Source organism: Natronoarchaeum rubrum, assembly GCF_024494695.1.
Genome location: NZ_JANHDP010000007.1, coordinates 1 through 13896, shown reverse-complemented (window position 1 = coordinate 13896; position 13896 = coordinate 1). Strand labels below are relative to the sequence as shown.

Sequence of the window (13896 nt, the reverse complement as noted above, 5' to 3'; positions counted from 1 at the left end):
CACCGCTTCGCTGCGCCGCAGTCGCAGTTACGGGATTTACTGGCCGAAAAGAAATTTTATACTTCAGGGGCAAGAATGTCAGCACAGTGACCTCCAACGGACGCCGTTCGTTTCGACTGCGAATCGTGGGCGTCCTCGCGCTGCTGGTGGCGCTCAACGGGCTGTTCGTCGCCGCGCTCGTCTGGGCGTACGGCACGGTGATCCCCGGCGTCGTCGCGGGAGCGCTTCTCGTGCTGCTCGGCGAGTCGCCCTCGATCGACTTCCTCGATCTCGCGGTGTCGCCGCTCGCGCTGGTCGCCCTGACCGCGGCGTTTCTCGTCGCGCAGGCCTGGTACGGCTACACACGACTGCTCTCGGACGTCTGGGAAGGAACCGCCTCGCCCGAGGACGCGCCCGATCTCCACGCCGCCGTGACGCGGCTGGCCGCCCAGGCCGACGTGTCGGCGCCGTCGATCGCCGTCGTCGACGCCGAACATCCCAACTGCTTCACGGTGGGGCGGGCCGGAAACGCGACGATCGTCGTCACGCGCCCGCTGCTCGCCGCGCTCGACGCCGACGAGTTAGACGCCGTGCTGGCCCACGAGATCGCCCATATCAAGAATCGCGACGTGACGCTGATGACGCTCGCGAGCCTCTTCATCGCGATCGCCGAGCGGGCGTACCGGGCGACCAGCCTGCTCCGGCGCGCGCAGTGGTTCGATCGCGAGGGGATGAGCCGCCGCGCGAGTCTCGCGCTCGACTGGCTCCTCCCGGTCGTGATCGTCTCCTACCTGTTCGTCGCGCCGATCCTCTGGCTGTTCCCGCCGCTGGCCCGGGTGGCCAACGAGACGCTGTCCCGACAGCGGGAGTTCGCGGCCGACGACGCCGCCGCGGCGATCACCGGCCGGCCGCTCGCGCTGGCGAGCGCGCTGACGACGCTGTACGAGTACGAGCCGCCCCAGCCCGACGAGGATCTCCGGCGCTCGGCCGAGGGGCTGCGCGCGCTGTGTTTCGTCCCCTTCGGCGGCGTCCGGGACGTCGAACGCGGGCCGGCGGAGACCGCGGACGGTCCGGACGCCGACGCCGCGCCGGAAGCGGACGGCGAGCCCGAGCGTGACGCCGCCGACGCCGAGTCGGACAGCGGCGGCCCGGCGACGGCCGCGCGAGCCCGGCGGATCGACGACTGGCTCGCCGACCGGTCGTCGGCGCCGGGCAGCACGGCGGGCACCCACCCGCCGGTCGGACAGCGCGTCGAACGGCTCGTCGAACGCTCGGCGGTCGACCCATGACGGACGAGTCGTCGTCCGACGGGCGCGTCGGGCCGGACTTGACCCGCGCGGCGGTCGTGGCGTGTTGTATCCTCGGGCTGGTGCTCGTCGCCGGCTTTCTCCCAGCGGTCGATCAGGTCGACGACGCAGACACCGCGGGCATCGGCACCGACGAACGGGCCGAGGACCCGGCCGACGACGGGGCTGGCGACGGTAGCGGCGAGGATGACGATCCGGCGTCCCGCGAGATCAGCGTGGCCGGCACGACACCGGGCCAGGAGATGCGCGTTACGGTGCGATCCGACGGCGATCCCGTATCTGACGCGGCGATAACCGTCGACGGAGACCAAGTCGGTTCGACCGGCGATACCGGCGCTCTCGAGGTGTTTGCCCCGTACGAATCGTCGGTGAACGTGTCGGCGTCGGCCAGCGGCTGGACCGAGAGCGAGCGCGTCGCGCTGTCGACCGACGTCGACGTGACGCGGCGCGGCGTCGACGCCGAGGCGGGAACGCTGACGATCGCGGCGACGATCGACGACGAGTCGCTTCCGGGGGCGAGCGTGACAGTCGACGGCGAACAGGTCGCCGAGACCGGTGACAACGGCGTCGCGAAGGTCCCGCTACCAGCCGACGACGCCACAGTTGACGTTCGCCGCGGCGCAGCCGAGGGCGCGGCATCGATCGACACTGACGACGTGGGGCTGGCCGTCGAGGGCGCGTGGTTCGTGCCGAAGCTTCCGCTCGGTCCCGCGACGGCGCGGGTGGATATGGACGGCGTCCCGGTTCGGAACGCGCCCGTGACGGTCGACGGCGAGCGGGTGGGAACGACTGACGACGGGAAAACGCGGTTCCGGCTGCCGGCCGCCGATTCGGCGACCATCGGGACCGAGGTTCGCGGCGAGAGTGCATCGAGCGAGCTCGACGGGCTCGTGTTCGGGCTCGCGTGGAGCGTGCTGGGCGCTCTGAGCCTCCTGATCGGGATCGTCATTATGTATCTCCGAGCGTTCGATCTGCAGACCCGGCGCCAGCACCGGCTGAGGATCGGCAGCAAGCTCTCGCTCGACGGGCTCTGGCCGAGCGGGGTACTATCCGGGGTCGGCGCGGCCGTCACCGGGATCCCCGCGGCGATCGGGCGCACGGCCGGCGCCGTCGCGTCGCTGTTCGGCCGGCTCGGCGGCGGCGTCGGCTGGCTGTCCCAGTTCACCGGGGCGCTGCGCCTGCCGCGGTTCGCGCTGCCGAGCCTGCCGTCGCTGAGCGGGTTGTCGGCGCTGTCGCTGCTCCCGAGCCTGGATCGCGGATCGCGATCGATCGACGGCGACGATGACGACGGTGAGCCCGCCGACCGAGACGAGACGGCCCGGACGATCCCCGACGAACCAGCCATCGAAGCGGAGGACGACTCGGCGCCGACGCCGACCGTTCGTCGCGCGTGGCACCGGCTGGTCGACCGGCTCGGCGTCGCGCGCCGTGAAACCCGGACGCCCGGCCAGATCGCGCGACGGGCGATCGACGCCGGCTACCCCGACGACGCCGTCGACCGGCTGACGGGGGCGTTCCGCGACGTCGAGTACGGCGGCCGGTCCGAGAGCGACGACCGGGTGCAGGCAGCCTACGACGCGCTCGACCGAATCCGATCGGAGGAGGACGACGAGTCATGAGGTGGGGGCTTTCCGTGCCGCGGCTCCCGTCGATCTCCCGGCGAGCGGCCGCCGTGGCGGTCGGCGGCTGCTTCGCGGCGCTCGTCGCAGTCCCGCTGGCGCTCGATCGGTCGCTGCTGGCGACCGACCCCCAGGTCGCCCGCGCGCTGGTCGGCGTCTTCGGATCGCTGCTCGCGCTGGTCGTCGTCGCGCTGGTCGGCCACGGGCTGCTCTCGGGCGGGCTCGGCGCCGACGCCGGGGTCGGGCCGCTGGTGGACGCGCCGCCCGAGCGCGGCGGCGCGGACGAGGACGCGCAGGTGGGCGCCGCGCTCCGCGACGGCGTCGACCGCGCGGCGCATCTGCAGGACGAAGGCGTCTCGTCCAAGGCGCAGGACGCCGTCTGGAAGGAGCTGCGGACCGCGGCGGCGCTCGCGGAGGAGCACGCGACCGGCGCGTCGACCGAGGCGGCCCGCGAGCGCGTCGCCGAGGGGCGGTGGACCGACGACGCCGTCGTCGCGACGTTTCTCGCGGCGCCGGAGGCCGAGGTACGCTACCCGGCTCGCCACGTACTCTACGAGTGGCTGACTCCCGGCGGCGCGTTCGAGCAGCGTGCCGAGCGCGCCGGCGAGGCCATCCGCGAGCGCTACGACGCCGAGGGCGACGCCGCGGTGCCCGACCCCGAGCGCCTGCCGCCGGTTCGGCCGGTCGCACCCGGCGAGGCGCCGGACGCCGCGACCGCGGTGCTCGGCCCGGAACTCGTCGACGCCGCCGAGGCCGCGGCGTCCGACGGAACCGTCGCGCTCCCGACGACCGACGAGGCGACTCTCCGCGAGGGCCTCCGAGCGGCCGCGGTGGCTGCGGTCGACGCCGATTCCGAGCCGGAAACGGACGCCCGAGCGACGGTCCGGAACGGCGGCTGGACCGACGACCAGGTCGCGGCCGCGTTTCTCGCGGACGCCGCGGCGGCCGTCGACCGATCGCCGCTCGATCTCTTCCACGGGGCGATCGATCCCAGCGGCGCGCTCGACCGCCGCGTCGGGCGAACCGCGAGCGCGGTGCTCGATCGCTGCGAATCCGTCTCGGTCGAGCCAGAAGACGAGAGCGGCGATCGGACGGACGACGAGTCGGACGCGGATGTGGAGGACCGTTCGCCCGACGCCGTCAGCGCCGCTCCCGACTACGGGGACGCCGACTCCGGCGACGGCGCCACCGCTGCGAGCGACGCCGGCAACTCGGAGGTGGCGTTTCGCTGGTCGTCCGACGACGACAGCGAACCGACCGTTCAGGACGTATCCGTGGGGAAACGACGATGACACGACACCAGACCGCGACGACGGCATCGACCGACGAGAGCGCCCGGCGCGTCGACCGGGAGCGGACGCATCGAGACGCCCTCTCGGCGTCGGGACGAGCGACGCGGACCGAAGACGGTCGATCGGCCGACTCCGACCGCCCCGCCCGTTCGGCGTTCGACTCGACGGTCGAGCACGTCCCCCGGCTCTCGGGCGCCGTCTGGATCGGGCTGGGGCTCGCCGCGGTCGGAATCGCGACGCGGACGCCCGTGCTGGTCGTCGGCGCGACGATTCCGCTGTGGTATCTCGCGTACGCCGCCGTCGCCGGGATGGGCGAGGTAGAGGTCGCCGTCGCTCGCGAGTGTCCCCGGGTCGTCACCGAGGCCGGCGAGCGCGTTTCGGTGGAGCTGGTCGTGGAGAACGTCGGGTCGGATCCGATCTCGGATCTGCGCGTCGTCGACGGCGTCCCCGAGGAACTGTCGGTCGTCGAGGGATCTCCCCGAGCCTGCCTCGCGCTCGGTCCGGGCGAGCGCGCGACCGTGGAGTACGAGATCGAGACGCGACGCGGCGGCCACCGCTTCGAGGCGCCGACGCTCCGGGCCCGCAATCTCGTCGGCACTGTCGTCGAGACCGGCGAGGTCGACGCCGCGGGCACCGAGGAGATCGTCTGCGAACTCCCCGTCGAGGCGGTCCCGCTCGACGGCCGGACCTCCCATCGCGCGGGCCGGGTGACCGCAGACGAGGGCGGCAGCGGGGTCGAGTTCCGGTCGGTCCGCGAGTACCAGCGCGGCGACCCGATCCGGTCGATCGACTGGCGTCGCTACGCGCGCAGCGGCGACCTGACGACCGTCGAGTACCGCGCCGAGCGGGCCGCCACGGTCGGAATCGTCGTCGACGCCCGGCCGGAGACGTACGTCGCGCCCGGACCGGACGCCACGACGGCCGCCGCGACGACCGCCTACGCCGCCGAACGGACGCTCGAACGCCTCGCGGACGCCGGGGCGCCGACCTGCCTGCTGCCGGCGACCCGAAAGGTAGAAGCGCCGATCGGACCGGGGACCGACACCGAGACGATCCAGCGCGCTCGCGGCCGGCTGGAGGAGCTCCGGAGCGGCGAGCCGACCGGGGCGGTCCGCGCCTCGATCTACAGCGGCGCGTGGTCCGTCGAACCGGCCGACGTCGCCGACGCCGCGCTCGACCGGCTGCCCGACGGCGCGACGGTGCTGGTGTTCTCGCCGGCACTCGACGAGTTCCCCGCGAACCTCTGTCGCGGGCTCGCGCGCCGAGGGTTCGACGTGACGCTCGTCAGCCCGGACGTCACCGACGGCGACGACCCGATCGTCGGCGTCCGCCGCGTCCAGCGGGCCGACCGGCTCGACTCGCTGCAGAGCGAGCGGGTCGGCGTCGTCGATTGGGACCGCGACCTGCCGCTGGGGTCCGCGCTCGGCGCTGCGCTGGCCGGAGGTGACGGACTGTGAGCGTCGATCCGTCACCGACCGAGACGCCGCGGCCGGTCGCGCTCGCGACGGCTGCAGTCGCCGCCGTCGGCGTCGCGACGCTCGCGCTGACGGCCACCTCCGCGGCGCCGGCGCTGGGCGCGCTCAGCGGCGGGCTGCTCGCGCTGGGACTGACCGCCTTCGAGGGCGAGCGGACGCCGACGCGACAGGTCGCCCGCGGCGTCGCGCTGGTGACCGCGTCGATCGCGATCGGGGCGCTGGTTCCCATCGCCGGGCAGGCCCCGGGCGCCGCGGACGTCTCGGTGTCGCTGGCGGCGCTGCTGTGGCTGGCGGCGCTGGGCGGCGTCGGGGCGGGACGCGGGAGCCTGTCGTCGGAGGGGCTCGCCGGCGGCGGCGTCTCGGCGTTCGCCGCGTTCCTGTCCTTCGGGGTGCTAGTACCCGTCTTCGGCGGGTCGATCCTCGCGCTCGCCGGCGTCGTGGCCGTGCTCGACTGGAACGCCGGCAGCCCGGCCGTCGGTACGGTGCTGGCGCTGTACGGCGTCGCCGCGCTTGCCACCGGCGCCGCCCTCGGATCGACGCCGACGACGGCGGACGAGCGGCGGCCGATCAACCGACAGCTCCGGCAACGATCGGCCGGCGCGAAGCGGCTCGGCCGCCGGCTGCTCGGGGTCGCTGGTATCGCCGCGATCGTCGGCGTGCTGGGCGGCTACGAGTTGCTGTACGCGATCGCGACACCGATCTGGCGGGCGCTAACGATCGTGACCGGCAGCCCGCTCGTCCGGCTCGTCCCGATCGTCGTTGTAGGGCTGGCTGCGCTGGCGTTCGTCGCCCGCGCCGGCATCTCGTGGGCGTGGGACGAGGACGGCGCCGACGCGATCCGGATCACGGTCCTGCTGAGCATCGTCGCCGCGGTCGCGCTGGTCGGGGTCGTCGCGGGCGCGACGGCCGCGCTCGTTCGGCTCCCGGGCGTCGGACACGCGGTCGTCCATCCATCGGCGCTGAACAGCTGGTCCGCCGTGTTCGGCGGGGTCGGCGGCGTTCTCGTCGGCACCGCGCTCGTACTGCTCGGCCTCCGCGGCGTCGCGAGGGCGAGCGGCCGGCGCGACGCCCTCGGCCCGTACGTCTGTGCCGGCGGCTTGCTCGCGGCGTCGGTCGTCGTCGCGCTGCGCGGGAGCGGCGTCGTGGCGCCGCTGGTCGCCGTCGGCGCCGCGGCGATCGTCTGGGACGTCGGCCGGATGGGAGCGACGATGGGCGCCGAGCTGGGTACCGACGCCGCCGTCGAGCGCTCGGCGCTGGTCAGGGCGGGCGGGAGCGTCGCGGTCGGGACGCTCGCGACCGTCGTCGCGGTCGCGCTGGCGGTCGGCCTCCGACGGCTCGGGCCGCTGGTCGAGCGAGCCGTCGCCGGCCCGGTCGTGCTCGCGGTCGGCTTCGGCGCCGCGCTGGTCGTCGCGCTGGCGCTGTACGCCCGTAAGCGAGGGTCCGCGCCGCTGTAAGAACGCAGGGGAGAGCTACGAGAACGCGGGGGCGACCTACGAAGCGTCCGGCGCCGTCATCGCCGGCACCTCGACTCGGTCCAGCACGTCGCGGACGACGTCTCTCCTGGAGGTCTCTCGGACCGAGGTCTCGGCCGTCAGCACGAGCCGGTGGGCCAGCACGGGCTCGGCGACCGCGAGCACGTCGTCGGGAACGACGTACTCGCGGCCCTCGATGGCGGCGCGGGCGCGGCTGGCCTCGAACAGCCGCTGGACGCCGCGCGGCGAGACGCCGACGTCGACGCGCCGATCCGCCCGCGTTTCCCGGCAGACCGCGACGACGTAGTCCCGGAGTTCGTCCTCGACGGCGACCTGCTCGGGGATCCGGCGCAGCTCGCGCACGGCGTCCGCGTCGATCACGGACTCAACCGCCGGCGCCTGGGCGGTGCGGTCGGCCCGCCGGTCGATCAGTTCGCGTTCGCCGGCGGCGTCGGGGTACCCGATCGAGGTTTTGATCATGAAGCGGTCGCGCTGGGCCTCGGGTAGCTCGAACGTCCCTTCCTGCTCGACGGGGTTCTGGGTCGCGATCACGAGGAACGGCTCGGGCAGCTCGTGGGTCGTCCCGTCGACGGTGACCTGACCTTCCTCCATGGCTTCGAGCAGTGCAGCCTGAGTCTTGGGCGGCGAGCGGTTGATCTCGTCGGCCAGCACGACGTTCGCGAAGATCGGCCCCTCGTTGAACTCGAAGCTACCCGCGTTCTCGTCGAACACGTACGAGCCCGTCACGTCGGCGGGCAGCAGGTCCGGCGTGAACTGGAGGCGATTGAACTCCAGGCCCAGCGCGGTCGCGAGGCTCCGCGCGGTCAGGGTCTTCCCGGTACCCGGAACGTCCTCCAGCAGAACGTGGCCCCGCCCGAGCACGCCCGTCAGCAGCGTCTCCATCAGGCGGCGGTCGGCGACGACGGCGCCGAGCACCTCGTCGATCACTCGCTCGGCGACATCTTCCGATCGTGATACTGACATGATCGCGGCTTGGCCGTCCATCGGCATAAATTTCGTCATCGCGACGCGGAAGCGATGCCGACGTCGCGGCGGCGCCGCGCGGTGTCCGATGCGACGGAACGCCTCGTCGCCGATCCGGGCGCGATCCGCAACCGACCGGTAATCACCGAGTAGCAACCGGTTAACACCCTTATGCGCTCGGTCACCGTACCGGCCGCCGTGGCGGACTCGAACCGGCTCGTCGTCATCGCGCTGGCCGCGGTCGTCCTGAGCGTGGTCGCGATCGGCGCAGGCGGGGTGGCCTTCACCGACGACACCCGCGCGCAGTACCACCCCGATCGGAACGTCCAGCTGGTCGAGACGGGCAACGACACCGCGCTGTGGCCCTACACCAGTCGGACGCGGGCGTTCCCGTCGAAGACGCTGTCGATCAACGTCGTCGTCTACGGCGACGCCGCCGACGTCCGCCACGCGCTGGTCGCCCGGACCAACGCCGACTGGAACCGGACCGCGAGCGCGCAGTCCGATCGGGACCCGACCGCCGCGCCGCCGGGGCCGAACGGGACGGCGATCGCGTGGGAGAGCGCCCGCGGCGCGACCCGGTACACGTACGTCGCCAACGTCGCTCGCGAGGACGGGACGCCCGCGGGCTACTGGATGGCCGAATCGGGCCAGTTCCACGACGGCGACTACCTGGGCTCGCGGTACCACGTCCGGCTGTACGAGCCGATCGACGACGAGGAGCGCTGGGTGGCGATGCAGGCCCACCAGGAGCACTGGGACTGGTTCGGGCTGCGTCACAGCGTCGACAGCAACGAGCGCGCCCAGCAGTACGTCGAAACCGATTTCATGGGCCAGCCGTTCGTCGAGTCGGTCACTCGCGAGTACTACGCCACGTCCGACCCGCTGGACACGGACGGCTGGGTGACCGAGATCGACCTGCGCGGCGGCGCCGTCCGGCTCCCGAACGCCACCGGAGCGGGGGCGACCGCCGCGGGCAACGCGACGGCCGACGCCGCGCTCGGGACCGCCGCCGTCCCGCTCGCCGCGCTGCCGGGCATCGGCGTCGCGCAGGCCCGGGGATTGCTCGCGGCCGCGGCGCTCGCGGCCGGCCTCGTCGGCGCGCTGGCGTCGAGCGCGCCAGTGTCGCTGGACCGCGTCTCGCGAACCGTCGAGCGCTCGCGGGCGCGGCTCGTCACCGTCGCGGCCGACATCGACCTTCGATACCTCGTGCTGTTCGGGGCGACGCTGTCGGCGCTGCTGTTCGTCCGCGCCTCCGGCATCTACCTCGAACGCCTGCTCCCGGGCTCGCCGAAGCTCGTCGTCGCGCTGTGTTATCCGCTCGTGCCGGTCGGGCTGCCGCTGGTCGCGTACCTCCCGGCGCGCGGTCTCGACGAGTTCCGCAGCTTCGTGGTCGCCTCGACCGGCGTCGCGCTCGGGATCACGGTCGACTACGCGCTGCTTGGCGTCGCCGTACTGCCCGTCGAGACGCTGGTCCACCGCCTCGGCGTCGTGCTGGCCGTCGGGCTACTGGCCGCGGGCGCCGCGGAGAAAGGACGGTCGCTGCGACTCGGCGCCTTGCTGTGGGTCGCCGTCGTGGTCGCGCCGCTGGTCCGCTGGTTTTAGTCGGACCAGTTGGGCGAGTTCTTGGACTGGTTGCGACGCCGAACGAGGAACTTCTCGGTGCGGTCGACGATGCGATCGGCAGCGTACACCGCGACGGCGCCGAGCACGATGCCCGCGACGACGTCGGTGAGCCAGTGGATGCCCAGGTACATCGTCGCGATCATCACGCTGACCGCGAGCGTCGTTGCGATCGGCGTCCACTTGGGGAACTCCTCGCGGCTCATCATCGCCAGGAGCATCGCCGTCAGCGACATGGAGGTGTGCAGCGACGGGAACACGTTCGAGCTGTAGTTGATCATCGACGTGAGCGTCATCACCGACGGGAACTCGGTGTACAGGAGCGGAGCGGCGTCCTGCGGGATCGAGTTGCGCGGCCCGTAGGCGACAAAGAGCGTATAACAGATCACGCCGGAGCCGTAGTTGATCGCGTACGCAGTCAGCAGCACCTTCAGGTATCGCAGGCGGTCGGTGAAAAAGTACGCCAGGATCGGGAACACCAGCAACACGACGTAGCCGAACACGTAGATGGCCGAGAAATAAAGCACTGCACTCGCCGGGAACAGCTGCTGTACCCAGGCGACGAACTCGCCCTCGATCTCGATGATCGTCCCGGTGATCTTGAGGCCGACGTACCGCGAGGTCTGCAGGCTGTACTGCAACAACCCCTTGTTAACCAGCAGTACGGCAACGAGGGCGCCGAGGTAAGGCAGCACTTCCCGAAAACGGCGCCTCCGCTCGGCGGGGGAGCGGAGCGTCTCCGAGAGACGCGTCCGCCCCACGCAGGCCAGCAGAAGGGCGCCGACGGCCGTCCCGGCCACCAGGGCGACGATGACCAGAATCTGCAATAGATCCATCAGATACATACCGCTACTGTCTCGAACGTAAAGAATCTATATGTTCTGTCAAACGTCCACAACGAGGGCGTCAGCGCTCGTCATCGGTGATTCGCCGAGAATCAGTCGAAGGCACGAGGGCAGCTACGAGCGACGCGAGCCGGTCACTCCCGGTGGTCGACGTCGATCTGCTCCCGGAGGTCGTCGAAGGCGTCGGACTCCGCGAGCTCCTCGAGACGCTCCTGAAAGTGCATCTCGCAGAGGCCCACCTTGATACCGTCGGACTCGGCGGCGACGGTGGCGTCGTCGTCGCAGTAATGACACTGCATACCCCCACTAGCTGCCCGAACAGTTTGAACGCTACGGCTTCGGACGCGTGGGGCACACGATCGCCCGCGGCGCGCTCACGGCCGGCGTCACGGCGCGCTCGCCCCCTCGACGGCCGCCGCGATCGGCCGGTACTCCTCCGCCGAGAGCCCCGCTCGGCCCAGTCGGTCGTCGTGAGCGTCGCTACCGCCGGTCGCGATCAGATCGTGCTCGCGGATCGCCCGCTCGACCGGGGCGGGATCGACGGGCTCTCCGTACGGGTAGTTCCGCTCGACGGCGTCGAGGTCGCTCGTCAGGTCGAGCGCCGCCTCCGAGTCGTCGTACCGCAGCGGGTGGGCCAGCCCGACGAGCCCGCAGGCGTCGTCGAGCACTCGCCGCCCCCGCTCGAACGACGGGATCGACCGAGCGACGTAGCACGGACAGTCCGACCCGATCAGCTCGTCGAAGGCGTCCTGGTAGTCGTGGGAGAGCTCGGGGCTGTCGCCGATCGCCCGCGCGACGTGGGGCCGTCCGACGCCCTCGTGGATCTCGACGTCGAGTTCGACGCCGGTGTGGTCCTCGACCGACTCGACGACCGCTCTCCCGCGCTCGATGCGATCGCGTTGGAGCCGCTCGACTTCGGCGTCGAGCGCTGCGGTCGCCCGGGCGCCGTAGCCCAACAGATCGACGCGCTGCCCGCTCGGCGCCTCGACGCGCAACTCGATGCCCCGGATCACGGTGACGCCGTCGCACGTCGTCACCGGCCGATCGAGGTCGGGATGAAGCCGGTCGTGGTCGGTGATCGCGACGACCGCGACGCCGGCCTCGCGCGCGGCCTCGGGCAGTCGTTCAGGCGTCAGCTCGCCGTCCGAGGCCGTCGTGTGGACGTGCAGGTCCGCGTACGTCATGCTCGATATCGGCGTCCGGCGCGGCAAAGTCGTTGCGTACGGCGGGCATCTCGAAGCAGTGAGTTCGGGCGGGTTCGAACCGGAGGAAGACGTGCTCACTACGTTGCGCGCGCCTTCCAGGGTTCGAACCCGCCACTCGTCCAGTAGTTTGCTCCTCACGTCCGTTCGTCGCAAAATGATGGGTTCGGGCGGGTTCGAACCGCCGATCTCGGCCTTGTAAAGGCCACGTCATAACCAGCTAGACTACGAACCCGACGTTCCCACCCAGACGATCCGACGAAATAACGCTTTCTCTCTCGGTCGGTAGCCTTACGTCGAAACGCCCCCAGAATACGCTGTATGGCGGACACCCGCGCGACCGTGGCGATCGGCAGCCTGACCGCCCTCCTGCTCGTCGGCGTGCTCGCGGTTCAGGCGGGACTCGTCCCGACGCCGTGGGCCGATCAGTACGGCGAGGCGACGGTGACGATCAGCGACGAGAGCGGCGAGCGACTCGCCGTCGTCCAAACTGAGGTCGCGGACACGCCCCACGAGCGTCGCACGGGGCTGAGCGAGCACGACTCGCTCGACGAAGGGCACGGAATGCTGTTCGTCCACGACAGCGAGGGCCGGCACACGTATATAATGCCGAATATGTCATTCGGCATTGACATCGTGTTCATCGGGAGCGACAACCGAATCAACGAGATCCACGAGGCTCGAAAACCCGGCCCGAACGAGGACGGCGGGTCCATGGAGTACCCGGGTCGAGGGGAATACGTCCTCGAAGTGCCGAAGGGGTTCATGGCCGACAACAACGTCACCGAGGGCGACCGGATCGAGATCGAGTACCACGACGAGTAGCCGATCCGAGAGCGCCTTTTCGCGTCAGGCGACTTCTATCGCGACCTCGTTCCGGCGCATGAACGGCGGCGTCCAGGGGTCGTCGTAGCGCAGCAAGAACGGCTCGCCGACCGTCTCCACGCCGTACTCGTCGAGCGCGTCGAGCAGGTCGCGCTCGATCCGATCGACCCGTCCCGACGTCGCGTACCACGAGAACGAGCGCACCGCCAGCACGCGCTCGGCCTCGCTGGTCACCGTCACGTCGTCGTCGGTCGGCGTCGGCGGCGTCTCGACGCCGTACTCGGGCGGGAGGTAGAACCCCATCGTCATGCTGCCCTCCTCCTCCACGGATCGAACCGGCGCGGTCATCGGGATCTCCGCCGACCCCGTTCGAACCGGCGCCGTCATCTCGATCTCGGTCGTCGTCTCGTTGGCGCCCGTGATGTAGTCGTACAGACGCCGAAACGCGGTCATCTGGTCGTCGGCAGTCGTCTCGGCGACCGCGATCGGCGGGTACCGGCGGAGTTCGACGCCGTCGAGCCGCTTGACGGTCGTCGCGGGCACGGGGTCGGCGCTCCGTCTCGCGTACAGCCCCCACGCCGTCCACGCCGCCAGCGCGCCGCCGCCGACTGCTGCGATCGACTTCGGTGAGAGTTCCATGTCAACCAGTACCAGTCGACGGGTGATAAGTCTCGTCGCCGATCGGATGCTCGCGAGGAGCGAGCGATCGTAACGCCTACGCGCCCGCTGACTCCAGAGGAAGACATGAGCGACCACGTCGACGCGCTCGCCGAACGGGAGGGGTGGCGCGCCGAAGACTTCGCCGCGCGCGTTCACTACCAGGGCGCGGGCGACGCGTACAGCATCGAGTTCTACGACCCCAGCGAGTGCGTGCTCTACTGGAAAGTCAAAGAGGACGGCGAGACGGCCGTTCCGGTCAGTCGTGACGCCGTTCCCGGGCCGCTCCGGGAGCGCATCCGGGAGGATCTGACGGCCGCGGGGATCGACGCCGAGGTCGAGCGACGCCAGCTCTGATCGCCGCTGCGTGACGCCGCCCCTGCTTCGGCGTCCCGCCGCCCCTGCTTCGGCGTCCCGCCGCCCCCGTTTCGGCGTCCCGGAGAACCGGCACCGTTCGGGTGCTCGCAAACCCTTTTGGACGGCTGTCCGGGTCGTGTTCAGATAAGCTGATTCCATGCAAATGCGAACGATCTGAGCCACTGATCAGCAGTTTCTGCTTTGGCGTGGCTAAAGCTATTACTAAACGAAGAGGTTCGTCGTTTTAGTTCTCGAAAGG

13 protein-coding genes, 1 tRNA gene and 1 pseudogene are annotated in these 13896 nt (G+C 71.2%); 8 read left to right on the top strand and 7 right to left on the bottom strand.

The genetic code is table 11. The features are described 5' to 3' along the window. Positions 1-86: 86 nt before the first annotated feature. Genes NO931_RS16795 through NO931_RS16775 form a run of 5 tightly spaced genes read left to right on the top strand, consistent with a single transcriptional unit; the run spans position 87 to position 7126 of the window. Complete coding sequence (locus NO931_RS16795) at positions 87-1268, top strand: M48 family metalloprotease (RefSeq protein ID WP_256393517.1); 1182 nt, start codon at positions 87-89, stop codon at positions 1266-1268. Then, positions 1265-2905: a DUF4129 domain-containing protein gene (locus tag NO931_RS16790; protein WP_256393516.1), complete on the top strand. Its 1641-nt coding sequence runs from the start codon at positions 1265-1267 to the stop codon at positions 2903-2905. The genes NO931_RS16795 and NO931_RS16790 overlap by 4 nt, the downstream gene beginning before the upstream one ends. Next, positions 2902-4197 (top strand): DUF7269 family protein, encoded by a 1296-nt coding sequence (locus NO931_RS16785; protein WP_256393515.1) that lies wholly within the window; start codon positions 2902-2904, stop codon positions 4195-4197. Before NO931_RS16790 ends, NO931_RS16785 begins: the two co-directional genes overlap by 4 nt. After that, on the top strand, positions 4194-5654 hold the full coding sequence (locus tag NO931_RS16780; RefSeq protein WP_256393514.1) for a DUF58 domain-containing protein: 1461 nt from the start codon (positions 4194-4196) through the stop codon (positions 5652-5654). Before NO931_RS16785 ends, NO931_RS16780 begins: the two co-directional genes overlap by 4 nt. Next, a complete protein-coding gene (locus NO931_RS16775) occupies positions 5651-7126 on the top strand; it encodes a DUF7519 family protein (RefSeq protein WP_256393513.1) in 1476 nt (491 codons plus the stop codon). The genes NO931_RS16780 and NO931_RS16775 overlap by 4 nt, the downstream gene beginning before the upstream one ends. Positions 7127-7162: 36 nt before the next feature. Here the strand turns inward: NO931_RS16775 and NO931_RS16770 are convergent, their stop codons facing one another. Continuing rightward, entirely contained in the window at positions 7163-8128 is a 966-nt protein-coding gene (locus NO931_RS16770) for an AAA family ATPase (protein WP_256393512.1), read from the bottom strand. Positions 8129-8326: 198 nt separating this feature from the next. Between NO931_RS16770 and NO931_RS16765 the strand changes: the two genes are divergently transcribed. Then, complete coding sequence (locus NO931_RS16765; RefSeq protein ID WP_256393511.1) at positions 8327-9733, top strand: hypothetical protein; 1407 nt, start codon at positions 8327-8329, stop codon at positions 9731-9733. Here the strand turns inward: NO931_RS16765 and NO931_RS16760 are convergent. The 4 genes from NO931_RS16760 to NO931_RS16745 all read right to left on the bottom strand — a co-directional run bounded on the left by NO931_RS16760 (position 9730) and on the right by NO931_RS16745 (position 12033). Next, on the bottom strand, positions 9730-10587 hold the full coding sequence (locus NO931_RS16760; protein WP_256393510.1) for a phosphatase PAP2 family protein: 858 nt from the start codon (positions 10585-10587) through the stop codon (positions 9730-9732). The two genes, NO931_RS16765 and NO931_RS16760, sit on opposite strands and share 4 nt — an antisense overlap. Before the next feature lie 143 nt (positions 10588-10730). Continuing rightward, complete coding sequence (locus NO931_RS16755) at positions 10731-10895, bottom strand: DUF6757 family protein (protein ID WP_256393509.1); 165 nt, start codon at positions 10893-10895, stop codon at positions 10731-10733. Positions 10896-10982: 87 nt separating this feature from the next. Further along, on the bottom strand, positions 10983-11780 hold the full coding sequence (locus NO931_RS16750) for a PHP domain-containing protein (RefSeq protein ID WP_256393508.1): 798 nt from the start codon (positions 11778-11780) through the stop codon (positions 10983-10985). 179 nt (positions 11781-11959) lie between these two features. After that, a tRNA-Val gene (locus NO931_RS16745) sits at positions 11960-12033 on the bottom strand. A gap of 86 nt (positions 12034-12119) precedes the next feature. Here NO931_RS16745 and NO931_RS16740 point away from each other — a divergent pair. Next, on the top strand, positions 12120-12623 hold the full coding sequence (locus NO931_RS16740; protein WP_256393507.1) for a DUF192 domain-containing protein: 504 nt from the start codon (positions 12120-12122) through the stop codon (positions 12621-12623). Between the two features lie 24 nt (positions 12624-12647). Here the strand turns inward: NO931_RS16740 and NO931_RS16735 are convergent, their stop codons facing one another. Further along, a complete protein-coding gene (locus NO931_RS16735) occupies positions 12648-13262 on the bottom strand; it encodes an SOUL family heme-binding protein (protein ID WP_256393506.1) in 615 nt (204 codons plus the stop codon). Between the two features lie 105 nt (positions 13263-13367). Between NO931_RS16735 and NO931_RS16730 the strand changes: the two genes are divergently transcribed. Next, positions 13368-13637 (top strand): DUF7538 family protein, encoded by a 270-nt coding sequence (locus NO931_RS16730; protein ID WP_256393505.1) that lies wholly within the window; start codon positions 13368-13370, stop codon positions 13635-13637. Positions 13638-13777: 140 nt separating this feature from the next. Here the strand turns inward: NO931_RS16730 and NO931_RS16725 are convergent. Continuing rightward, a pseudogene (locus NO931_RS16725) lies at positions 13778-13896 on the bottom strand (IS6 family transposase); the annotation flags it as partial.

Excerpts from the sequence above, each read along its gene's own strand:
- NO931_RS16785 (WP_256393515.1), top strand. The coding sequence starts at position 2,902 with ATGAGGTGGGGGCTTTCCGTGCCGCGGCTCCCGTCGATCTCCCGGCGA.
- NO931_RS16790 (WP_256393516.1), top strand. The coding sequence starts at position 1,265 with ATGACGGACGAGTCGTCGTCCGACGGGCGCGTCGGGCCGGACTTGACC.
- NO931_RS16750 (WP_256393508.1), bottom strand. The coding sequence starts at position 11,780 with ATGACGTACGCGGACCTGCACGTCCACACGACGGCCTCGGACGGCGAG.
- NO931_RS16735 (WP_256393506.1), bottom strand. The coding sequence starts at position 13,262 with ATGGAACTCTCACCGAAGTCGATCGCAGCAGTCGGCGGCGGCGCGCTG.
- NO931_RS16740 (WP_256393507.1), top strand. The coding sequence starts at position 12,120 with ATGGCGGACACCCGCGCGACCGTGGCGATCGGCAGCCTGACCGCCCTC.
- NO931_RS16760 (WP_256393510.1), bottom strand. The coding sequence starts at position 10,587 with ATGGATCTATTGCAGATTCTGGTCATCGTCGCCCTGGTGGCCGGGACG.
- NO931_RS16770 (WP_256393512.1), bottom strand. The coding sequence starts at position 8,128 with ATGTCAGTATCACGATCGGAAGATGTCGCCGAGCGAGTGATCGACGAG.
- NO931_RS16780 (WP_256393514.1), top strand. The coding sequence starts at position 4,194 with ATGACACGACACCAGACCGCGACGACGGCATCGACCGACGAGAGCGCC.
- NO931_RS16730 (WP_256393505.1), top strand. The coding sequence starts at position 13,368 with ATGAGCGACCACGTCGACGCGCTCGCCGAACGGGAGGGGTGGCGCGCC.
- NO931_RS16755 (WP_256393509.1), bottom strand. The coding sequence starts at position 10,895 with ATGCAGTGTCATTACTGCGACGACGACGCCACCGTCGCCGCCGAGTCC.